Consider the following 21,843-nt stretch of genomic DNA (forward strand, 5'->3'; position numbering starts at 1 on the left):
CCCCATGCGCCTGCTGCCCCTCGTCGCACTTGTCTCCACCGCTGTTGTCCTGGCCGCCCAAGCCCACGCCGCCCCCGGCACCGTGATCGACAACGCAAACGGCTATACGCTGGCTGCCGGCGACCGGCTGGTGCGCTTCCAGTCGCTCGCCTTCGATGCGAACGGCCGCATCGTTGCCGTCGGCACGGCGCGCGACGTGGCGGCGAAGGCGCCGGGCTTCACCCACGTCGACGTGCAGGGCAGGACGGTGCTGCCCGGCCTGATCGACGCGCACGGCCACGTGTTCGGCCTGGGCGAGATCGCCACGGGCGCGGAACTGTACAGTTCCCGAAGCCTCGAGGGCGCCGTGAAGACGATCGCCGGCTTCGCCCGTGCCAATCCGCAGCGCGGCTGGGTGATCGGCAATGGCTGGAACCAGGAAACGTGGAAGCTGGGCCGCTTCCCGACCGCGCGTGAGCTCGACATGGCGGTGGCGGACCGCCCCGCGCTGATGCGCCGCGTCGATGGCCACGCCGTGTGGGTCAACAGCCGCGCGCTGGCGCTGGCCGGCATCACGAAGGAAACCAAAGACCCCGCAGGCGGCAGGATCGAGCGCGATGCGGACGGCGATGCGACCGGCATTCTCGTCGATGCGGCGATGGACCTCGTCAACAAGGTGGTGCCGCGGCCCACCGAGACCGAGTCGCGCGCCGCCCTCGATGGCGCGCTGGCGATGCTGAAAGGCGTGGGACTGACGAGCGTGCACGATGCCGGCATCGGTATCGGCGCGGACAAGCTGTACCGCGCCTATGCCGATGCCGGCAAGCTGACCACCCGCGTGTACGCGATGATCGGCGATACGGCGGAAGACTTCGACCGGCTGGCGGCGAACGGCCCGCTCAAGAGCTACGCCAACGATGTCTACGCGCTGTCGTCCGTGAAGCTGTTCGCCGACGGCGCGCTGGGCAGCCGTGGCGCCGCGCTGATCAAGCCCTACAGCGACGCGCCGCACACGCACGGCCTGCTGTTCTACGACGACGCGGCGATGCGCGCCAGGATGGCGAAGGCGATGAAGGCCGGGTACCAGGTCAACGTGCACGCGATCGGCGACGCCGGCAACCGCCAGATCCTGGATGGCTACGCGACGCTGCTGAAGCAGTATCCGGCTGCCGGCCTGCGCCACCGGATCGAGCATGCGCAGGTGGTGGCCCCGGCCGACATCCCGCGCTTCGCCGAACTGGGCATCATTCCGTCGATGCAGCCCACGCATGCCACGTCCGACCACAATATGGCCGAGCAGCGCGTGGGCAAGGAGCGCATCCGCGGTGCCTATGCGTGGCGCACGTTCCTGAAGCAGGGTTCGCGCATCGCCTGCGGGTCCGATTTCCCGATCGAGTCGCCCAATCCCTTCGAGGGCATGCATGCCGCCGTCACGCGGCAGGACATGCGGGACCAGCCCCCGCAAGGCTGGCACCGGGATCAGGCCATGACGGTGAAGGAGGCGCTGCGCTGCTTCACGCTGGATGCGGCGTACGCGGCACGGCAGGAAAACGTGCTCGGTTCGCTGGAGCCGGGCAAGTGGGCCGACTTCATCGTCACCGACCGCGACCTGTTCACGGTACCGCCGGCCGAGATCGGCCGGATCGGCGTGCTGGAAACGTGGGTGGGCGGCAGGCAGGTGTTCAAGCGATAGCGGCGATGCCGTCCAGTTCCGCCACCGCGTCCGCCGGCAGCGACAGCGATGCGGCGGCGAGGTTCTGCCGCAAATGGACCACGGACGACGTGCCGGGAATCACGAGGATGTTCGGCGAACGCTGCAACAGCCACGCGATCGCCACCGCCATCGGGGTCGCATCGAGGCGCGCGGCCACCCGCGACAGCGTGTCCGACTGCAGCGGGGAAAAACCGCCGAGCGGGAAGAAGGGCACGTAGGCGATGCCGTCGGCGGCCAGCCCGTCGATCAGCGCGTCGTCGCCGCGGTGCACCAGGTTGTAGTGGTTCTGCACACAGGCGATCGGCACCATGCGCCGCGCCTCGCGTACCTGGGCAGCGGTCACGTTGCTCAGGCCGATATGGCGCACCAGGCCCTGCTCGCGCAGGCTGGCCAGCACGGCCAGCGGTTCTTCCAGCGATCCTTCGGCCGGACCATGGACGCTGAACATGGCGCGCAGGTTGACCACGTCCAGCGATGCCAGGCCCAGGTTGCGCAGGTTGTCGTGGACCGCCGCCGTCAGCTCTTCCCGTGAAAATGCCGGCAGCCAGTTGCCCTGGCCGTCGCGGCGCGCGCAGATCTTCGTCACGATGGTGAGGTTGTCCTGGTAGGGATGCAGGGCCTCGCGAATGAGCTGGTTGGTGACATGCGGCCCGTAGAAATCCGACGTGTCGATATGATCGACGCCGCCCGCCACCGCGGCACGCAGCACGGCGCGTGCCGCTTCGGGATCCTTCGGCGGGCCGAACACGCCGGGGCCGGCCAGTTGCATGGCGCCGTAGCCGAGTCGCTTGACCGCGCGGTCGCCCAGTTGCCAGGTTTGCGTGGTGTGCGTGAAGTTCGACATGCCGTTCTCCTTGGTGAGTGATGAAGCAAGGATACGAGCGCATTCAGTGCACGACAATCCGGTAAAGTGTGCATGGGTTGTGCGAAAAAACGAACAATGGAGGGGGCAATGAAGGTCGATCTCGGCGATTTGAACGCCTTCGTCACGGTGGCACGAGCGGGCGGGTTCCGCGATGCGGCACGGGTGGCAGGTGTCAGTGCGTCCGGGCTGAGCGAGGCAGTGCGGCGACTGGAGGCGCGGCTCGGCGTGCGCCTCCTGAACCGCAGCACCCGCAGCGTGGTGCCCACCGAGGCGGGCCGCGGCCTGCTCGACCGGCTGGCCCCGGCGCTGAACGAAGTGCAGTCCGCGCTCGACGTGGTCAACGCGTTCCGCGACCGGCCCACGGGCACGCTGCGCCTGAACGTGCCGCAGGCTGCGGCGCGCCTGGTGCTGCCGGCCATCGTGCCGCGCTTCCTGGCCGCCTATCCGGACATCGTGGTCGATGTCGCCGTCGAGGACAGCTTCGTCGACATGCTGGCCGCCGGCTTCGATGCCGGTATCCGCTACGAGGAGCGGCTGGAGCAGGACATGATCGCGGTGCCCATCGGCCCGCGCCTGCAGCGCTTCGCCGCCGCCGCGTCGCCGGCCTATCTCGAGCGCCATGGCCACCCCGGCCACCCCGGCGAACTGCTCCGGCATGCCTGCCTGGCCGGGTATTTCGCCGCCGGCGCCACCGTGCAATGGGAGTTCGCCCGCGACGGCGAAACGGTGCGTGTCGACCCGCAGGGGCCGCTGCGCGTGCGCCTGGGTGCGGGCGCCGACCTTGCCGTCGCATCGGCCGTGGCCGGCGCCGGCATCGTCTACCTGTTCGAGGACTGGCTGAAGCCCTATTTCGCGCGCGGCGAACTGGTGCCGGTGCTGGAACCGTGGTGGCCGAGCTTTTCCGGGCCTTTCCTGTATTACCCCGGCCGGCGCCTCGTGCCCGCGCCGCTGCGGGCGTTCATCGATTTCATCCGGGATGCCCGGGAGTAGCCATAAAAACAAGGCGCTGTCACCCGAGCCTGTGGGCTGAACTGAACCATTCGCCAAGACCGCTGTCTCAACAGTACTGACGACGGAGGCGGCGATGCATGACGGACTGTTCGATAACTTGCTGGAGCGGCTGCGCGGGCAAGTCGCTCAATGTTCAAGCGCGCAACTGGCGGCGTTGCGCGCTTTGCTCGGGTCGGCCTCGTCGCTGACGACCTGCCTCGAGCTGATCGAACGATTCGGGCGACCCTGCCATACATGCCCACATTGCGCGGCGACACGTATCCATCGTCACGGCTTCTCTTATGGCCTGCAACGCTATCGCTGCCTGGCTTGCGGCCGAACCTTCAATGCCTTGACCGGCACACCGCTCGCTTTCCTGCGCCTGCGTCACAAATGGCTGCCGTTCCTGGAGACAGTGCTCGATTCGCGGACGGTGCGCGCCGCCGCCGAAAAAACCGGCATCCATCGCAACACCAGCTTTCGCTGGCGCCATCGCTTCATGGCCGGAGCCAAGCACGATCGCCCGTCGCAGTTGCAAGGGATCGTCGAGGCGGACGAGACTTATCTGCTGGAATCGCAAAAAGGCAGCAGGCACCTGGACAGGCCGGCGCGCAGGCGTGGCGGCAAGGCCAGCCGGCGCGGGATTTCGAGGGAACTCGATTGCATCCTCGTGGCCCGCGACCGTGATGGCAAGACGAGGGATTTCGTTTGCGGCCGTGGTCCGGTCACGGCGCGCCAGCTGGAGCATCACCTGCCGCCGGTACTGGCCACGGACGTGCTGCTGGTGTCGGACAGCGCCGCTGCCTACCGGACATTCGCGCGCCGTGCCGGCATCTTGCACGAAGCTGTCAACGTGAACGCAGGGGTGCGAACACGCGGTGCGATTCACCTGCAGCATGTAAATGGGTACCACAGCCGCTTCCATGGCTGGCTGGCGCGTTTCAACGGGGTAGCTAGCAGGTACCTGCCGAACTACCTGGGCTGGCGCCACGGCCTTGACGGGCAGCGCTGGCGAACGCCAGCGGATTGCTTGATTGCAGCACTGCAGGGCAGCATTAACTGATAACTCGGTGGAACTTCCACAGGTTTCGGTGACAGCGCCTTCTTTTTGGCGCTGCCGTTCATCCCCGCACGCCGATTACATGACGGTCGCCACGGTGTCCGCCGTGCCGGACTGCGGACGGGGCCCGTGCCCCGCAGCCGCTGCCGGCGACGGCGCGCTGTGCTCGTCGTAACCGCGTACGCTGGCGAGCTTCCCGGCACCGACCACGTTGACCGCATAGCCGTTGCGGCCGGCGGCCTTCACGCCGTACAGCGCATAGTCGGCGGACTGCATGATCGCTTCCGCGTTCGTCTGCACGTCCGTGATGGCGATGCCGATGCTGGCCGTCACGCGCAGCGTGCTGTCGCCCACGCGGAACGGGGACTGCATCGCCGCCAGGATCCGGTCGCCCAGCTGGTGCGCCTCGCCGGCGCCGCGGACCTGTTCATACACGACCACGAACTCGTCGCCCGCCAGCCGCGCCACGGTGTCGGTACAGCGCACGGCACCCTGCAGGCGCGCCGCGAACTCCACCAGCACGGCGTCGCCCACGGCGTGGCCGTGGGTATCGTTGATGGCCTTGAAGCGGTCGATGTCGAGGAAGGCCACGGCCACCGACTCTCCGGAGCGGCGCGCGCGTGCCAGCGCCGCCGGCAGGAACTGGTCGAACATGCGGCGGTTGTGGGTGCCGGTCAGCACGTCGGTCGTGGCCAGCCGGTGCAGGTCGTCGGCGGCCTGCTTGCGGCTGCGCGACAGCCGGTACAGCGCGCGGCTGAGCAGGCCGAATTCGTCGGCATGGTCGACATTGAAGGCGCTGATGTCGGTGGCGCCCGCGTCGATCGACTCGACCACGCGCTGCAGTTCGTCGAGCGGTTCCATGAGTACCTTCACGAGGCCCCAGCCGAAGATGCCGGCCATCGCCGTGAACAGGCCGGCCGCGCCGAGCGCGTTGAACCATACGGAAGCCATGGGCGCGAAGGCATCGCGCAGCGGGTACGACACGGCGACCGTCCAGTCCACGTGGCGCAGCCGCTTCCAGGCCACCAGCGAAGGTTCCTTGCCGTCGAGGATGTCGGCGCGCCAGCCTTCCGGGCCCGCCAGGGGCGCGGCCAGCGCAGGCATCTCGTCGCCGGACGGGCGTGTGAGGATCAGTTCCTTGCGCGGGTGGTGCACCACGGTGCCGTCATTGGCCACGATGAACAGGTAGCCCTGTTCGCGGGTGCGCAGCGCCTCGACCTGGGCCGCGAAGGCCGGGCGCAGCAGGTCCAGCCCGCCCACGAGCACCGCATGGATGTTGCCCCGTGCATCGTGCAGCGGCTGCGCCACCGACACCACCGGGCGGCCCGACAGCTGGCTGCGGAACGGCGCCGAGATCACGCTGTCGTGCGTGCGCAGCACTTCCCGGAAATAGGAGCGCGTGCTGACGTTGATGGTCTTGTCGTGGCGGTTCTTCAGGTTGGCCACGCGGTCGCCGCGCACGTCGAACGCCACCACGTTGGCGAAATCGTCCCGCAGGCCTGCATGCGATTCCAGCAGCGCCTGCACGTCGCGCACGCCGAGATCGCGCGCCTGCGCCTCTTCCGCGATGCTGCGCAACACTTCCTGCTTCGCGCGGATATCGTTGTCCAGGTAGGCGGCGGCGCCGGACAGCGCCGAGATTTCCTGGCGCGCGATCATGCGCTGGATCTGCGATTCGGCGATCAGCAGCGAAATACCGCATACGCCGATGGCGGCGATGAGCACCATCGAGGTCACCAGGAGGGAGACCTTGGCTTTGAAGCTGGTGAAGGGTATGGCGGCCGAGAACACGACAACTCCTGGCGCACGAAGACGCGTCGATCGTTGATCCGGCGGGAAGTTGGGCCAGGAATGCGGTCCCGCACATGAGCATGGGGCAGGACCGCCAGTGCACGATTATAACGGTGGCATCAACGCAGGCCGGCGGATTCATGGCGGATGTTGCCTGCCAACAACAATCATGAGAACGAAAGCAGCGCATCGCGGTGTCACCGCCCGCTTCACTTCCGCTCCTCTGCCGATCATCGCTGTCGGTCCTCGCCACGGTCGTGTTTGCCGCACAGCCATAGAATGCATCTTTATACCAACTAAGGCATCATCGCGGCATCACCGGGAGGAGAACAATACCGCATGGAGACGCGTTCCGGGCCGCTCACCGCCACGGCCGGCAAGGTCGTGCTGTTTACGGTCGTCTATGTGCTGGCCGCCGCGCTGTGCATTGCCGTTTCGGTACCGACCGGTAACAACAGCCCCGTATGGCTTCCCACCGGCATCGCGCTTGCGGCGGTCTTGCGCCACGGCCGCCCCATGCTCGTCGGCGTCGCGGTGGGTGCCTTTGCCGTCAACCTTTACCTGCTGGCGCGCTGGCCCGGACTGGGCGTCACGACGGTCGTCGCGGCACTGGCCATCGGCGCCGGCAATACTCTGGCGGCCGGAGCCAGCGCCTGGCTCGTGCGCCGCAGTGCCCGCGCGCTGCGGCGCGACAGTCCCCTCGTCGTCTACAGTTACCTGGTGGTGGTGATGGCGGGCGCGATGATCGGCGCCGCGCCGGGCGGCTGCGCGCTGGCGCTTGCCGGGCAGCTGCCGTGGAGCAGCGTGGGCAGCGTGGTCGCGCTGTGGTGGCTGGGCAATGTCATGGCGATGCTGCTCGTCACGCCGCTGCTGGCCGCCTGGACCTGCGGCAAGGCGCTGCGCCGGATGCGCGAGCCGCGCACGGCCTGCATGGTCGCCCTGCTGCTGGCGCTGACCACCCTGGCCACGCTGTGCATGTACCGGCTCGGGCCCGAGGCGCTGCAGACATGGACACCGTTCCTGCTGCTCGCCCCCGCCATCGCCGCGGCCTGCCTGTTCGGCGCGCCGGGCGGCACCGCCGCCGCCGCCATCGTGGCGACGGGCGCCATCGCCGCCACGCTGGCGGGCGGCGGCCCGTTTGCCACCCGCGACCAGTTCCATTCCCTGCTGGGGCTCGACATCTACCTGGCATTGCTCGGCATCGCCGTGATGCTTGTCGCGAACACGGCCGTCGGCCACCACCGCCCCGCCACCGTGCCGCGGCCGGGCCGGTGGCCGATGGCCACGCTGGCGCTGTGCCTGGCCATCACGGCCGCCGCCTGGCACGCGGTCGATGCCCACACGGAGCGCCGCATCCGCGAACAGTTCGACGCGATCATCGACCTGACCTGGCAGCAGATGGATTACCGGATGGGCAACTACCGGCGCATCCTGATGGCCGGCAAGGCGTTCTTCGAGGCGTCGGAAGAGGTCACCGAAGCCGAGTGGAATGCCTACGTGGCCGACTTCGACCTGCAGCGCGCATTCCCCGGCACGCTGGGCCTCGGCTACGCGACATGGCTGCGCACGCCGGAAGAAGCGGAAGCATTCGTGCAGCGCCAGCGCGCGCAGCGGCCGGCCTACCGCCTGTGGCCCGAGCCCATGCGGTGGCCGGCGGCGGCCGTCACCTACCTGGCGCCCCCGAACGAGCCGAACACGCGGCCGGTGGGCTACAACATGACGTTCGAGGCCAACCGGCGGCAGGGGCTGGCGGCGGCCGTGGCCAGCGGCGGCATCGGCAGCACCGGCAGCATCGGGCTGGTGCACGACATGGGACGGGACGCGCAGCAGGGCCTGCTGATGTTCATGCCGCTGTACCGACGCGACATGCCGCTCGACACGGTCGCCGGCCGCGACGCGGCACTGCGCGGCTTCATCTACAGCCCGTTCCGCGTGCACGAGATGGTGGGCAGCCTGCTCGGAAGGCACGACGCGTTTTCCCTGCGGATCGTCGACCTGCATCCCGCATCGGCAGGGCGGGAACTCTACCGCGGCGCCGGCGGCGAGACGCGCGGACCACGCTACGTGCGGCCGCTCGAGGCGGAGCGCCTGCTGGAGATCGACCAGGCCGGGCACCGCTGGCAGCTGGAATTCACCGCCAGCGCCAGCTTCGAGACCGGCATCGACCGGCAGGGTCCGCTGCTCACGCTGGGCCTGGGATCGCTGATCAGCTTCCTGCTGTTCGGCATCGTGCGCGGACTGGCCACCACGCGGGAGCGGGCACTGCGGATGGCGCGCCAGATTACCCGGGAGCTGCAGATGCAGCAGCGCGTGGTGCGCGAGGGCGAGGAGCGGTTCCGCCTGTTCACCGCCAGTGTGCGCAGCCACGCCATCATCTTTCTCGACGCGGCCGGCCGCGTGGAGGCGTGGAACGACGGTGCCGCCAGGATGTTCGGCCACGCGGACGGCGAGGCGATCGGCCGCGCCCTCGACCTGTGGGCCGATCCGGGGCGCGGCCAGGCCCTGCTGGCCGAGGCGATGGCGCGCGACAGCGCGACGGCCGTCACGGAACTGGTGCGCAAGGACGGCACGCGTTTCACGGGCGAACTGCAGTTGACGGCGGTGCGGCACGAAGGCGTGCCCACCGGGTTCGCCTGCATCGTATACGACGTGACGGCGGCACGCCAGGCCGAGGAACAGTTGCGCCAGGCAGTGGCCATCGCACAGAGCGCGAGCCGGGCGAAGAGCGCGTTCGTGGCCAATATGAGCCATGAACTGCGCACGCCGATGAATGGCGTGCTGGGCATCGCCGCGCTGCTGGAGCGGAGCGCGCTGGCGAAGGAACAGCGCGACCTGGTGCGGATGATCCGCACGTCCGGCGAGACGCTGCTGGCGGTGCTCAACGATATCCTCGACTTTTCCAAGATCGAGGCCGGCAAGGTGGAATTGCACCCGGAGCCGGTGGCGCTGGACGACGTGGCGCTGGCCTGCGCGCGGCTGATGGCCGTGAACGGTGGCGGACGGCTGAGCGTGCTCGTCGACGTGGCGCCTGCCCTGCCGGCCACGATCGTGGCGGACGCGCTGCGCCTGGAACAGATCCTCACGAACCTGATCGGCAATGCGCTGAAGTTCACCGAACGGGGCACGGTGGACTGCCGTTTCGCCCGTGCCACGCTGGCCGGCGCCCCGGCGCTGCGGGTCGATGTCGCGGATACGGGCATCGGCATCGATCCGGAGCAGCAGAAACGCCTGTTCTCCGCCTTCGCCCAGGCCGACGTGTCGACCACGCGGCGCTTCGGCGGCACCGGGCTCGGATTGACGATCGCCCGCAGCCTGGCCGAACTGATGGGCGGCACGCTCGGCGTCGCCAGCACGCCGGGCAGCGGCAGCACGTTCACGCTGACGGTGCCGCTGCATGCGGCGGCTGCGCCGGATCGCTACATCCTGCCGCCACGGCACCTGCAACTGCCCGTGCTGCTGTGCGAACCGGCGACGCGGGTGGTATCGGCGCTGGCCAACGCCACGGCGCGCTGGGGCTGGCACCTGCACATCGCGCACGACCCGGCCCGCGTGGGGCTGCTGCTCGCCGTGCCGGGCCCGCTGCCGTACGAGCTGGCGATGGTCGGACCCGGCATCGATGCCGCGCCGGTGCTCGCCACGCTGGCGGCCCGGCGCGCCCAGCTGCCCGCCGGCTTCGCGGTGATCCGCATCCTGGCCGGTTTCGATACCCCGGTCGCGGATACGCCGGTACCCTTCCCCGCCGCCACGGTGCATGCGCCGGCCACGCGCGCGGCGCTGCATGCCGCTTTGCTGGAGGCGCGCCATGCCCCGGTGGCGCCGGCACCCGCGCTGCCCCCGGATGCCAGCGGCGGTACCAGTGCCGATGTCGGTACCGGTGCCGACGCCGATGCGGACAGGCAGCCCCTGGCCGGCATGCGCGTGCTGCTCGCGGAGGACAACCCGATCAACCAGACCGTGGCCATGGCGCTGCTCGACTATGCCGGCGCCATCGTCAACCTGGCCGGCGATGGCGCCGCGGCGGTAGACCGGCTTCGGCACGATCCCGCCGGCTGCGACGCGGTATTGATGGACGTGCAGATGCCCGTGATGGATGGCCTGGCGGCCACACGCGAAATCCGGCAGGCGCTGCGCCTGGCGCTTCCCGTGATCGCCATGACGGCCGGCGTCACGCAGGAAGAGCGCGACGCGTGCACCGCTGCGGGCATGGACGATTTCATCGCCAAGCCGATCGACGAGGAAGAGCTGGTCGAAAAACTGCGTCGGTACTGGCGCCCCGCCCTCGCCGCCAAAGCATGAGCACTGGTGCCGACGTTGGCCCATGAGCCCTGGTGTCGGACAGGTTTTCCGGCGCTTTTCGGAAAACGTGTCGGACACTGGTTGCCCCCGGAAGCAGCCGCTGTCAGTGCACCGGCAACACGAAATCCGGATACCGCGCGCGCAGCGCATCGAGCTCCGACAGGGTGCCCGACAAATGCTGCCGCACCCAGGACTGGGCCCGTGCGGCGTCGCCGTCGCCGATCGCCCGGGCGATCTGCGCATGCTGTTCGAGGATCGACTGGGCCTTGCCGTTCAGCGGCAGGTGCAGGCGGCGCAGCCGGTCCAGGTTGCCGCTGCCGTCGCGCAGACGGTGCCACAGGCCCTCGAGCGATGCCGCGTCGTACATGGTGCGATGGAATTCCATGTCCACCGCCGTGAAGCTCGCCAGGTCGCCTTTGCCCAGGCAGGCTTCCTGCCGGCCCACGAGGTCGAGCAGCCGCGATGCCAGTTCCGGGTCGGCCCGCTGCGCCAGCGCATGCACGAGTTCGAGCTCCACCGACAGTCGCAGGAAATGCGCCTCGCGCGCCGACGACAGGTCGACCGCGCGCACCCGCGTGGCATGCTGGGGAAAGACTTCGACCAGCTTCTCGTCATCCAGCCGTGCCAGCGCATCGCGCACCGGCGTGACCGACACGTCGAAATACCCGGCCAGGTCGGTGCGCGACAGCACGGCGCCGGGCGGCAGCGCCAGCGTGACGATCAGCTCGCGCAGGTGTTCGTACACCTGCAGTGCCGCGCTGCGGGACCGGTCGAGCCGGAAAGTGCCAGGTAAAGTGTGTTCGCTCATGTCGTTCTTGAAGGGTTGCCGCGGTAACGCCCGTGACGGTATGGCCGCAATGGTACAGGCGTGATGGTTTAGCCATGATGGTATAAGCGTGATTCTACCGGCTGCCCGCGCAATGGTTGCATCGGCATGGCCCGGAATCAACTTCGTGAGCGATTGCCCGTGGCGGCCGGCGATCGCTGGACAGTGCCGCGCAGCCCCGGATAATCGCCCGGATCACGTCCTGCGAGTTTTGCATGCCCCCATCGACCCCGCGCCGCGCCACGCTTTCCCTGGCGGCGACCCTGCTGCTCACCGCCACCTGCGCCCCATCCGTTCATGCGGCGGTGCGGCTGCCGGCCATCCTCTCGGACCACATGGTCCTGCAGCGGTCGGCCGCCACGCCCGTGTGGGGCTGGGCCGATGCCGGCGAGAGCGTGACCGTGCGCTTCGGTGCGGCCACGGCCGCCACGCGCGCCGGTGCCGATGGCCGATGGCGGGTCGACCTCGACCTGGCCCAGGTGCCGCCGGGAGGCACGGCCGAACTGGTGGTGCGCGGCGCGGCCGACGACATCGTCGTGCGCGATGTGCTGGTCGGCGACGTGTGGCTCGCCTCGGGCCAGTCGAACATGCAGAAACCGCTGGGCGAACGCAAGGGCGAGCAACCCACGTTCGACTACCGCGCCGAGATCGACGCGGCCGACGCCCCCGACGTGCGGCTGTTCAAGGTGGCCCGCAGGCGCGCCGCGCAGCCGGCGGACGACGTGGCCGGCGAATGGGTGCGCTGCAGCCCGGCGTCGGTCGAGCGCACCGCGTTTTCCGCCGCCGCCTATTTCTTCGGCCGCCGCGTGCACCGCGAGGTCGGCGTGCCGGTCGGCCTGGTCGATGCCAGCTTCGGCGGTACCCGGATCGAGCTGTGGACGCCGGCGCCCGTCCTGGCCGCCACACCCGGACGGGCGCCCGCGGCCGACGATGCCGTACTGTACAACGGCATGGTCGCCGGCCTGGCGCCGCTCGGCCTGAAGGGCTTCCTGTGGTACCAGGGCGAATCGAACCTCATCGAGGATGGCGACGGCGCCGCCTACACGGCCAAGATGGCCGCGCTGGTCGACGGCTGGCGCAGCGCGTTCGCAGGCAGGCAGCCGGCTTCGCCGCGCCTGCTGCACTTCTACTATGTGCAGATCGCCCCGCACCTTTACCACGTGGTGCGGCAGGCGAAAGTGGCCGATCCCGCGGCGGCGGCGGAGCTGCGCGCGGCGCAGACGGCGGCGCTGGCAATACCCGGCACCGGCATGGTCGTGACGACGGACCTGGTCGACGACCTGGAGGACATCCACCCGCGCGACAAGCGCACGGTCGGCCTGCGCCTGGCGAACCTGGCGCTGGCCGGCACCTATGGGCGCGCGGACATCGTGGTGCACGGCCCCACGTTCCGGGACATGCGGGTGGAAAACGGCCGCGCGCTGCTGTCGTTCGACCATGCCGCCGGGCTGTTCGCCAGCGACCGCAAGCCATTGTCGTGGTTCCAGGTGGCCGGCACCGACGGCCGCTGGCATCCCGCCAGGGCCACGATCGAAGCCGGCCGCGTGGCGGTCGCCAGCGACCGGGTGCCGCAGCCGGCGAAGGTGCGCTTCGCGTGGGACGAGGCGGCACGGCCGAACCTGGTCAACGGTGCCGGCCTGCCCGCCGTGCCGTTCACTACCGACGAAGCGCCGGTGCCGGCGCCACGCCGCTGACATGCAGGCTCGCTGCCCCTGGAACCCCTGGCCTTGAAACCGATGATCCGCTCTCCGATGCCATCCTTTGCCGCACTGCTGTGCGCCATCACGCTCGCCCCGGCCCTCGCGGCCGAAGCTTCCGGCGCCAATGAACGGTTCATGGTGGCCGTCACCGTCGACGACCTGCCCGGCCACGGCAGCCTGCCGGCGGGCATGACGCGCACCGGCATCGCCGCAGCGCACATCGCGGCCTTCACGGCGCATGGCGTGCCCGAGGCGTTCGGCTTCGTCAACGCCGGCAAGCTGGAAGGGGAACCGGGCAGCGCCGCCGTGCTCGACCTGTGGCGCAAGGCCCGCCACCCCCTCGGCAACCACGCCTACACCCACATGAACCTGAACCGCGCGCCTTCGCTGGCCGCGTGGCAGGCCGACGTGGTTGCCGGCGAACCGGCCGTCGCGGCGCGGATGGCGGGAGCCGACTGGCACTGGTTCCGCTATCCGAACCTGGCGGCGGGCAGCGACGACGCCACGCGCGACGCGGCGCTGGCATGGCTGCAGGGGCGCGGTTACCGCATTGCCGACGTGGCGCTGTCGTTCAACGACTGGGATTACACGGATGCCTATGTGCGCTGCGTGGCGAAGGCCGACGATGCGGCGATCGCGCGCATGAGGGCCCACTACATGGCGCGCATCGATCATGAAATCGTGCGCACGAAGGAGCAGTCGCGGCGCGTGTTCGGCCGGGTGATCCCGATGGTGCTGCTGACACACATCGGCGGCTGGAGCGGCGTGACGCTGCCGGACGTGCTGCGCCGTCTCGACGCCGCCGGCGCCCGCTACGTGACACTCGCCGAGGCCAGCGCCGATCCGGCCTATGCGACGGCGGGCGGCGGCAGTGCGATCGCCCGCGCCGCGAAGGCAAAGGGCATCGCGCTGCGCGACGCGGACATTCCCGCCGGGGTCCCGCTGCCGGAGCTCGACCTGCAGGCCGTCTGCCGGTAACGGCGTGCGGAGAGGCACTGAGGGGCAAGCAAGCCGCCGCCGCGTCGCTGGGCGGTGGCGTTCAACATCCTTTCCATGACCACGAACAGACAACAACAGACAGCTGCCGCGCCATTGATATATTAGTATTTGAGGAGACCCGATGAAGCCCGCCCATTCGACCGCCCGGCGTTTTCGCGCCACCCTGCTGGTAAGTGCCGTCATTGCCGGCCACATGCTGCCCGCGCATGCCGCCCGCACGGTTTACAACTTCAATCCCGGCTGGCGGCTGGCCGTGACCGACACGGCCGATGCGTCCCGTCCGGGGTTCGACGACGCCGGGTGGAAACCGGTGACATTGCCGCGCGCGTGGAACGAGGACGACGCGTTCAGCAAGGACATCGTCGACCACTCGACCGGTATCGCCTGGTACCGCAAGCACTTCACGCTGCCGGCCGCGGCAAAGGGCCGCAAGGTGTTCCTGGAATTCGAAGGCGCGCGGCAGGCGGCCGAGGTGTACGTCAACGGCCGGCGCATGGGCCTGCACGAGAACGGCATCACGGCATTCGGCTTCGACATCACCGATGCGCTCGTGCCGGGCCGGAACGTGGTGGCGGTCCGCACCGACAACAGCTGGGATTACAGGGAGGCGGCGACGGGCCAGCGCTACCAGTGGGCCGACCGCAACTTCAACGCCAACTATGGGGGGCTGCCGAAGAACGTGAAGCTGCACGTCACGGACCGGCTGTACCAGACGCTGCCCCTGTATTCGTCGCTGGGCACGACCGGTGTCTATGTGCATGCGGGTGACTTCGACATCCCCGGCCGCCGCGCCACCGTGTCGGCCGAGTCGGAAGTGAGGAACGAATACGGCCAGCCGCGCACGTTCACCTACGAGGTGCGGCTGCGCGACCGCGATGGCAAGGAAGTCGCCCGCTTCGCCGCGCCGCCGCAGACCGTGGCACCAGGCGCCACCGCCACCGTGAAGGCGCAGGCGCCGGTGGCGGGACTGCATTTCTGGAGCTGGGGTTATGGCTACCTGTACGACGTCGAGACGACACTGAAGGTCGATGGCAGGCCGGTGGATACCGTCGTGACACGCACGGGCTTTCGCAAGACGGAATTCAAGGACGGCGTGGTGAAGCTGAACGACCGCGTGATCCAGATGAAGGGCTATGCGCAGCGCACGTCGAACGAATGGCCGGCCGTCGGCATGTCGGTACCGGCGTGGCTCAGCGATTACAGCAACGGGCAGGCGCTGGCCAGCAATGCGAACCTGATCCGGTGGATGCATATCACCCCATGGCGGCAGGACACGGCGTCGCTCGACCGGCTCGGCCTGATGCACGCGATGCCGCCGGGCGATTCCGAAAAGGACGTGACGGGCAGGCGCTGGGAACAGCGCATCGAGGTCATGCGGGATGCGATCGTCTACAACCGCAACAGCCCCAGCATCATCTTCTACGAAAGCGGCAACCGCGGCGTGAGCGCGCAGCACATGCGCGAAATGAAGGCGCTGCGCGACCGGTACGATCCGCATGGCGGCCGGGCATCGGGCAGCCGCGAAATGCTGTCCACCGCGCTGCAGGGCATCGCCGAGTATGGCGGCGAAATGCTGTACATCAACAAGAGCGCGCGCATCCCCATGTGGGCGATGGAATATTCGCGCGACGAAGGCGCCCGCAAGTTCTGGGACGAGTTCACGCCGCCGTTCCACAAGGACGGCGACGGCCCGCTCCACAAGGAGCAGCCCGCTCCCACCTACAACCGCAACATGGATACGCATGCCATCGAGAACGTGAAGCGCTGGTACGACTACTGGCGCGAGCGGCCCGGCACGGGGACCCGCGTATCGTCCGGCGGCGTGAACATCGTGTTCTCCGATTCGAACACGCACCACCGCGGCGCCGAGAACTTCCGCCGCAGCGGCGAAGTGGACGCGATGCGCATCCCGAAGGACGGTTTCTACGCGCACCAGGTCATGTGGGACGGCTGGGTCGATGTCGAGAAACCGCGTGCCCACATCGTCGGCCACTGGAACTACGCGGCCGGGACCGTGAAGCCCGTGACCGTGATCTCCAGCGCCGACAAGGTGGCGCTGTACCTGAACGGCACGAAGCTCGGCGAAGGCCGGCAGAGCGAACGCTTCCTGTTCACGTTCGACGATGTGGCCTGGCAGGCGGGCGAGCTGAAGGCGGTCGGCTTCGACGCGGCCGGCAAGAAGGTCTGCGAAACGACGCTGGCCACGGCCGGTGCGCCCGCCGCGCTGAAGCTGACGGCGATGACGGCGCCGGGCGGCCTGCGGGCGGACGGCGCCGACCTGGCGCTGGTGCAGGTCGAAGTCGTCGACGCGCAGGGCCGCCGCAATCCGGTCGCGCTGGACATGGTGAAGTTCGACCTGCAGGGCGCGGCCGAATGGCGCGGCGGCATCGCGCAGGGTCCGGGCAATCACGTGCTGGACCGCGAGCTGCCGGTCGAGGGCGGCGTCAACCGCGTGCTCGTGCGCAGCACCACGAAGCCGGGCCGCGTGGTCCTGCGCGCCAGCGCCGCCGGGCTGGCGCCGGCCGAGCTCGCGCTGGCCACGCAGCCGTTCGAGGTCAAGGGCGGCCTGGCCGCGCGCTTCCCTGCCGACGGCTTGCCGCTGCACCTGGAGCGCGGGCCGACGCCGGCCACGCCTTCGTTCCGCGTGTCGCGCATCGCCGTTCCCGTCGCCTCGGCCGAAGCAGCCAGCAACGCGGGCGATGCCGCGCTGACGTTCGACGACGACGAAACGACAAAATGGTCCAGCGCGCCGGGCCAGGGCTCTATCACGTACCGCCTGGCGCAACCGGCCACGCTCGGCGAAATCTCGCTGAAGCTTTCCGGCTGGCGCGAGCGCAGCTACCCGCTGCGCGTCTTCGTCGACGGCACGCCCGTCTACGACGGCACGACGCCGAAGAGCCTGGGGTACGTGACGCTGCCGCTGAAGCCCGTCCACGGCAGCACCGTGCGGCTGGAGCTCAATGGCGTGGCCGACGAGTCGAACGCCATCCGGCTCACCGAAGTGGCGAACCAGGCGATCACCGATACCGGCGCGAACCAGACGCCGAAAGGCGTGCTGTCGATCGTGGAGATCGAGTTCTATCGCCCGGCGGGGGCTGTCGGGGAGCCTGCGCCACGCCCGCGCAGCGAATGACGGCCTGCATGCCGCCGTCCGGAACCCGTCACTCGCCGGCGTGCCGTCAGTTCGCCCGGAAATCGTGGGCCGTCGCGTCGGCGAACGACAGCAGGTCGACCATCGAGAAGCGGTTGCCCCGGTCCGCATCCTTGCGGGTCGGCAGCGTGGGCCGCCACTCCGGATCCTGGGTCAGGTACGATTGCTTGTCGCCCAGCAGCAGGCCGATCATGACCTCGGCGACGATGCGCCCGCCCACGGGCCCGAGGTGTTCGCCCGATGCGTCCATTTCGGCTTCCTTCAGGATGTAGTACCACAGCGGCGTGGCATGCTGGAGGTTCAGCGCGTGCAGTTCGGGCAGCTGTTCGGCCGACAGCGGCGTGACGTGCATCGCCTGTGCGACGCGCTGGCCGGAGGGCAGCGCGAACGTGAGGTGGCGCAGCAGGTTGCGCTGCGCCAGCGAAGCGGGATTGCCCGCCGGCGAAGGATTGGCCACCACGGACGGCGGCAGGGCGAACAGCGCCGACGACAGTTTCGTGTCGATCCGCTTGTTCGGCTTGACCTGCTCGTCGCCGAAGTCGAAGAAGGTGGACCAGCCCACGTAGCGGCGTTCGGCGCGGCAGCCGCCGCGCAGGTCGTCCGGATCCGTGGCGGACCCGCCGCGGCCGCCGAAGATCATGGCGATAAAGGGTTCACCGCCGTTGCCGGTGAAGTTGGCGCGGTACGAGGGCCGCACCTGGCTGTGCCCGAAACGGTAGGCGGCCACCGAGAATTCCACGGGAATGTACGGTTCGTTGTTCCACTTGTAGAACTTCAGGCCGTTGTCCACCACGTCCTTGACGATCTCCTTGCCGCAGGTGAGCGGCAGGAACTCGTGCAGCACGATCCACTGGTAATGCCAGCGCACCTGCCGCTGCGCTTCGCAGAACAGTTCCGCCCCGCCCAGCCCGAGCGGCGCCAGGTGGTCGACGACGGCGTTATGAAATTTCAGCATGGCCAGGTGCAGCTGCGACACGATCAGGTTCTCGTCGTTGCGCGGATCGCCGATCAACGCGCAGCCCTCGCTGTTCCTCGGCAGGTCGTCCTTCAGGCCGCCATGCTCGATGAGGAATTTCGCCGGATTGCCGCGCTGGTACAGGAACGGATTGGCATCCGGTCCGGCACCGTAGATGCTGTCGAGCGACAGCGTGGGCGTGCGGAAGTTGGCGATGTGCTCGGGATCGGCCTGCCGTTCGAGGCTGGACGTGGGGTCGTACGTCATGTCGTGGTCGAGGAACTGGCCCAGGAAGGTCATGCCCGCGCTCATCTTCGGATTGTCCTGGTTATGGATGCCGAGGTTCAGGTCCGTCACGAGCGCGCCCGGGGTCGCATCCTTCGGATCGCACGCGTCCATGATGCCGCCGGCACGGCCCAGTTCCAGCAGCTTTTCGCGGACCGACGGATTGTCGGACGCGAACGGCGGAAGGGATCCGAACATCCGCCCGAACTTCCCGCTGTCGTGATAGCGGGAACGGGGTGGAATGAAATCGTTGGTGTTCGTGGTGCCGTGGCGTGCCATTGCTGTCTCCCGGGTGACATCGCTTTTCGCGAATCGGTGTGAAGGATGAATGCATGGACGATGGATACCGCGCTCGACCCGCCATGCCGGGGATGCCGGTGGTTCGCGGCTTCCGGATTGCATGTTCCCTCCAGCCTCATCCCTTAGTTGTATTCGTTTGTCACCAACTGTCATGAATGCCTGGAAAACAACGAGCCACGGGGATCGCCGATACCGCGGCGAATGGCGCGGATGACGCATGCGCGCAACATGGTTGACGGCGGTTAGGCACCGGCCTAACCTGATGGTCGCACTACCCGCCGCAGCACCTCCCGGGAAGGAGAGCCATCATGCCTCACTGTACTTCGCCTGGCTGCAACAAGGCCTGGGAACCCGCCACCGAGTCGTCCATGGAACGTATTCCCCTGTGTACCGAAGCCGTCTGTCCGCTGCGCGCGCTGCAGCGCCAGGAAGCGGTGCGAGTTTCCGGCCAACCCCTGTTCCAGACGAGGCAGAATGCCTACACCAACCAGGGCACGGCAAGAGTCGGCACCTCGGTGGCGCAGTCGCTGAACTTCCTGCGCGACGACAGCGACGCGGCATTTCACGCCTACAATATGGATGGTGCGCAAAGCGCGTGCACGACCGTGAAGAAACGCAATGGCCAGGTCAAGGAGTTCAAGACCCAAAACCAGATGCATTCGGAGATGCGCGCCATCGACTGGATACTGGAACAGGGCGAGTGGACACTGTACCTGGGACTGGTCCTCTGGAAGGACGACCTTTCTCCCATCGCCACCACGCACTTCCACACGACGGAGCCGCACTGCGGCTTTTGTACCATCTTCCTGCTGGCAGCCGGCCTGCCGGTCGGAAAACCCACCTGCGGCAACCACAAACTGGCCAGCCGCCTGAACTACCAGTTGCCCGTGTCGATGGAAATCAGCCCGCACTACATTGCGCGGGTACTCGACAAGGGCTGCTACTGCGGTTTTCCCGCGCTGAAGCGGGTGCTCAACGCATTCATCGGCACGCCAGCCAGCAAGTGGGTACTCAGCATCGATGGCCTGGCCTATGTGGATGACCACACCTATATCCCGCCGGACAGCGGATTGCTGGTGATCGACTGGTTCGAGCTCGTCAAACAGCACAACCGGGAAGTCATCTACCTGGCCTGGAAGGTCATCTACGAGCAGATCCAGGCCACGAACAAGCAGCGCCAGTGAGCAGCGCCAGCGTCGGGAGATAACGGTCTTGCCGCAGCTCGCCGGTTTTCATCGAGCAATCGAGAACACGCACAGGACCACCCGGCAACGCGCCCAAGGCGCACTGCCGAGGACGACAGCTTTCCCCTTCCGGCCGGCGGCCGGACACTGCACGCATCACAGGCACTGCATGCCGCAAATTCGGCGGCCCGCCGCTTTCCGGTGTCGCCGCGGATCAGCTGCCCAGATGCTGTTCGCCCGGCTGCTGTGCCGATTTGGGCCGGAATTCCTGGGGGCTCATGCGCATGCGGCCGCGCCGGTCGCCCATCAGGTCGCGCAGTTCCCGGATCGGAATGCCGCTTGCTTCATGCATGCGCAGCAGGATCGTGGCGCCGACCGGCAAGCGGCCGTGGCGAATCTTGCTGAGCACCGGCGGCGCCACTTCCAGCGCGCGCGACAGCGCCGCATCGTTCTTGGCGCTGAGCCGCTCGGCCAGCGCGTCGAGCAGGCGGCCCGGGTTGTAAGCACCGACATCCTGATCGGCTCCACCATTGTTGAGTAGGGGTTCCATCACGTTCTCCTTGTCAATCGCTACCTGCTCGATATGCAGGCGAAGCAACGCAAATCAACAGGCTGATGACGAAAAATCAGGGGTTTTCAAGTAACGATATAAAAGGTTTAAACGTTATTAAAAGCTAAGTACCGGTACCGGCCACGAAACCTGTCGATCTGAAACATTGCCTCTCTTTACATTTTTAATTTCCGGTTATTGTTCAATCGCTATCGGTTTGCGCTAAAATGCCGTCCGCCGCCCGCCGGGCAGCCTTTTCGGCAATCGCCGACGCCATCGATGGAGCCCCGATGTACCCGACCCGAACCGCCGGCCTGCTGGCCTGCTGTGTTGCGCATGCCGCCTGCGCTGCGCCCGCATCCGATGCCGCGGCTTCGGATTCCCCTTCGGTGTCGCGCTCCTCTCTCCGCGCTGATTCGCACGGTTATCCCATCTACCAGTTCTCGCCGGTCAACCAGTACAACGTGCCGGTGACGGCCAGCTACTGGAATCCCATCATGGATTACGTGTCGAAGGCCAGTGGCGTGACATTGCGCCTGAAGCTCGGCCGCACGTCCGCCGATACCACCAGTTTCGTGCTTGCCCAGGAGGTCGACTTTGCCTTCACCAACCACCTGTTCGCGCCCGAACGGGCGCGGATGGGCTGGCGCGTGCTGGCACGCCGCACGGGCGCAACGGTCCGTTCCCAGATCGTCACGCTGGCCGGGTCGCCCGTGCGCGAGCTGGCCGGGCTGGCCGGTGCCGATGTCGCGTTTCCCGGTCCCGAGGCGTTCGTCGCCTACAAGGTGAGCTACGCCGAACTGCTGCGGCGCGACGTGCCTGTCAATGTGGTGTTCGCCGGTAATATGGACGGCGCGTTTGCCCAGCTGCTCAGCGGCAAGGCGCGCGCGGTCGGCGCCAATTCGCAGCTTGCCGCGTCGTTCACCGCCCGCACGGGACAGTTGCTGCGCGTGCTGTGGCAATCGGAGCCGTTCAATGACCTGGCGCTGATGGTGTCGCCGCGCGTGCCGGCCGCCACCGCCGAGGCGGTGGCGCGCGCCTTCACCGGCATGGTCGCCGATCCCCGCGGGCATGCCGTACTGGCCGAAGCGGCCGCGCTGGTGAAGACGGCGCCGTTCGCGTTCGTGCCGGCGAGCGAAGCCGACTATGGCGCCTACCACCAGTTCTACGGCCGCATTCCGGCCAGCCTGCGCTGACG

The 21,843-nt window shown here is 68.2% G+C and carries 14 protein-coding genes; 9 read left to right on the top strand and 5 right to left on the bottom strand.

The features are described 5' to 3' along the window. Positions 1–4 precede the first annotated feature (4 nt). The gene (locus ACY65G_RS10785) at positions 5–1,672 is read left to right on the top strand and encodes an amidohydrolase (protein ID WP_464997349.1); all 1,668 of its coding nucleotides are present in this window, start codon (positions 5–7) and stop codon (positions 1,670–1,672) included. On the opposite strand, the gene ACY65G_RS10790 is transcribed toward ACY65G_RS10785, so the two are convergent. After that, positions 1,662–2,537 carry an aldo/keto reductase family oxidoreductase gene (locus ACY65G_RS10790; RefSeq protein ID WP_464997350.1) on the bottom strand — a complete coding sequence of 292 codons (876 nt, stop codon included), beginning with the start codon at positions 2,535–2,537 and terminating at the stop codon, positions 1,662–1,664. The two genes, ACY65G_RS10785 and ACY65G_RS10790, sit on opposite strands and share 11 nt — an antisense overlap. Positions 2,538–2,645: 108 nt before the next feature. Between ACY65G_RS10790 and ACY65G_RS10795 the strand changes: the two genes are divergently transcribed. Next, positions 2,646–3,548 (top strand): LysR family transcriptional regulator, encoded by a 903-nt coding sequence (locus tag ACY65G_RS10795; RefSeq protein WP_464997351.1) that lies wholly within the window; start codon positions 2,646–2,648, stop codon positions 3,546–3,548. 94 nt (positions 3,549–3,642) lie between these two features. Then, positions 3,643–4,611, top strand: coding sequence for an IS1595 family transposase (locus tag ACY65G_RS10800; protein WP_464997352.1), 969 nt, complete (start codon positions 3,643–3,645; stop codon positions 4,609–4,611). Between the two features lie 75 nt (positions 4,612–4,686). Here ACY65G_RS10800 and ACY65G_RS10805 read toward each other — a convergent pair whose 3' ends face one another. Then, positions 4,687–6,399: a sensor domain-containing diguanylate cyclase gene (locus tag ACY65G_RS10805; RefSeq protein WP_464997353.1), complete on the bottom strand. Its 1,713-nt coding sequence runs from the start codon at positions 6,397–6,399 to the stop codon at positions 4,687–4,689. A gap of 339 nt (positions 6,400–6,738) precedes the next feature. Between ACY65G_RS10805 and ACY65G_RS10810 the strand changes: the two genes are divergently transcribed. Continuing rightward, positions 6,739–10,695 (top strand): CHASE domain-containing protein, encoded by a 3,957-nt coding sequence (locus ACY65G_RS10810; protein ID WP_464997354.1) that lies wholly within the window; start codon positions 6,739–6,741, stop codon positions 10,693–10,695. A gap of 103 nt (positions 10,696–10,798) precedes the next feature. Here the strand turns inward: ACY65G_RS10810 and ACY65G_RS10815 are convergent, their stop codons facing one another. Next, on the bottom strand, positions 10,799–11,503 hold the full coding sequence (locus tag ACY65G_RS10815) for a GntR family transcriptional regulator (RefSeq protein WP_464997355.1): 705 nt from the start codon (positions 11,501–11,503) through the stop codon (positions 10,799–10,801). 233 nt (positions 11,504–11,736) lie between these two features. Between ACY65G_RS10815 and ACY65G_RS10820 the strand changes: the two genes are divergently transcribed. The 3 genes from ACY65G_RS10820 to ACY65G_RS10830 all read left to right on the top strand — a co-directional run bounded on the left by ACY65G_RS10820 (position 11,737) and on the right by ACY65G_RS10830 (position 17,353). Further along, positions 11,737–13,215, top strand: a complete 1,479-nt coding sequence (locus ACY65G_RS10820) for a sialate O-acetylesterase (protein WP_464997356.1) — start codon at positions 11,737–11,739, stop codon at positions 13,213–13,215. Positions 13,216–13,257: 42 nt separating this feature from the next. Next, entirely contained in the window at positions 13,258–14,199 is a 942-nt protein-coding gene (locus tag ACY65G_RS10825; protein ID WP_464997357.1) for a polysaccharide deacetylase family protein, read from the top strand. 142 nt (positions 14,200–14,341) lie between these two features. Continuing rightward, positions 14,342–17,353, top strand: coding sequence for a glycoside hydrolase family 2 protein (locus ACY65G_RS10830; protein WP_464997358.1), 3,012 nt, complete (start codon positions 14,342–14,344; stop codon positions 17,351–17,353). Positions 17,354–17,399: 46 nt separating this feature from the next. Here ACY65G_RS10830 and ACY65G_RS10835 read toward each other — a convergent pair whose 3' ends face one another. After that, entirely contained in the window at positions 17,400–18,890 is a 1,491-nt protein-coding gene (locus tag ACY65G_RS10835; RefSeq protein ID WP_464997359.1) for a peroxidase family protein, read from the bottom strand. A 389-nt stretch (positions 18,891–19,279) separates the two neighbouring features. Here ACY65G_RS10835 and ACY65G_RS10840 point away from each other — a divergent pair, with 389 nt between their 5' ends. Next, positions 19,280–20,095 (top strand): hypothetical protein, encoded by an 816-nt coding sequence (locus ACY65G_RS10840; protein WP_464997360.1) that lies wholly within the window; start codon positions 19,280–19,282, stop codon positions 20,093–20,095. Between the two features lie 214 nt (positions 20,096–20,309). Here ACY65G_RS10840 and ACY65G_RS10845 read toward each other — a convergent pair whose 3' ends face one another. Next, positions 20,310–20,645, bottom strand: a complete 336-nt coding sequence (locus ACY65G_RS10845; RefSeq protein ID WP_464997361.1) for a hypothetical protein — start codon at positions 20,643–20,645, stop codon at positions 20,310–20,312. A gap of 290 nt (positions 20,646–20,935) precedes the next feature. On the opposite strand from ACY65G_RS10845, the gene ACY65G_RS10850 reads away from it, so the two are divergent. Further along, the gene (locus ACY65G_RS10850; RefSeq protein ID WP_464997362.1) at positions 20,936–21,841 is read left to right on the top strand and encodes a phosphate/phosphite/phosphonate ABC transporter substrate-binding protein; all 906 of its coding nucleotides are present in this window, start codon (positions 20,936–20,938) and stop codon (positions 21,839–21,841) included. Positions 21,842–21,843: the final 2 nt, after the last annotated feature.

The organism is Pseudoduganella sp. jia 12, assembly GCF_055502675.1.

Bases quoted from the DNA above. Each gene is read 5' to 3' on its own strand.
- ACY65G_RS10785 (WP_464997349.1), top strand. From the start codon at position 5: ATGCGCCTGCTGCCCCTCGTCGCACTTGTCTCCACCGCTGTTGTCCTG.
- ACY65G_RS10790 (WP_464997350.1), bottom strand. From the start codon at position 2,537: ATGTCGAACTTCACGCACACCACGCAAACCTGGCAACTGGGCGACCGC.
- ACY65G_RS10795 (WP_464997351.1), top strand. From the start codon at position 2,646: ATGAAGGTCGATCTCGGCGATTTGAACGCCTTCGTCACGGTGGCACGA.
- ACY65G_RS10800 (WP_464997352.1), top strand. From the start codon at position 3,643: ATGCATGACGGACTGTTCGATAACTTGCTGGAGCGGCTGCGCGGGCAA.
- ACY65G_RS10810 (WP_464997354.1), top strand. From the start codon at position 6,739: ATGGAGACGCGTTCCGGGCCGCTCACCGCCACGGCCGGCAAGGTCGTG.
- ACY65G_RS10815 (WP_464997355.1), bottom strand. From the start codon at position 11,503: ATGAGCGAACACACTTTACCTGGCACTTTCCGGCTCGACCGGTCCCGC.
- ACY65G_RS10820 (WP_464997356.1), top strand. From the start codon at position 11,737: ATGCCCCCATCGACCCCGCGCCGCGCCACGCTTTCCCTGGCGGCGACC.
- ACY65G_RS10825 (WP_464997357.1), top strand. From the start codon at position 13,258: ATGATCCGCTCTCCGATGCCATCCTTTGCCGCACTGCTGTGCGCCATC.
- ACY65G_RS10830 (WP_464997358.1), top strand. From the start codon at position 14,342: ATGAAGCCCGCCCATTCGACCGCCCGGCGTTTTCGCGCCACCCTGCTG.
- ACY65G_RS10835 (WP_464997359.1), bottom strand. From the start codon at position 18,890: ATGGCACGCCACGGCACCACGAACACCAACGATTTCATTCCACCCCGT.
- ACY65G_RS10840 (WP_464997360.1), top strand. From the start codon at position 19,280: ATGGAACGTATTCCCCTGTGTACCGAAGCCGTCTGTCCGCTGCGCGCG.
- ACY65G_RS10845 (WP_464997361.1), bottom strand. From the start codon at position 20,645: ATGGAACCCCTACTCAACAATGGTGGAGCCGATCAGGATGTCGGTGCT.
- ACY65G_RS10850 (WP_464997362.1), top strand. From the start codon at position 20,936: ATGTACCCGACCCGAACCGCCGGCCTGCTGGCCTGCTGTGTTGCGCAT.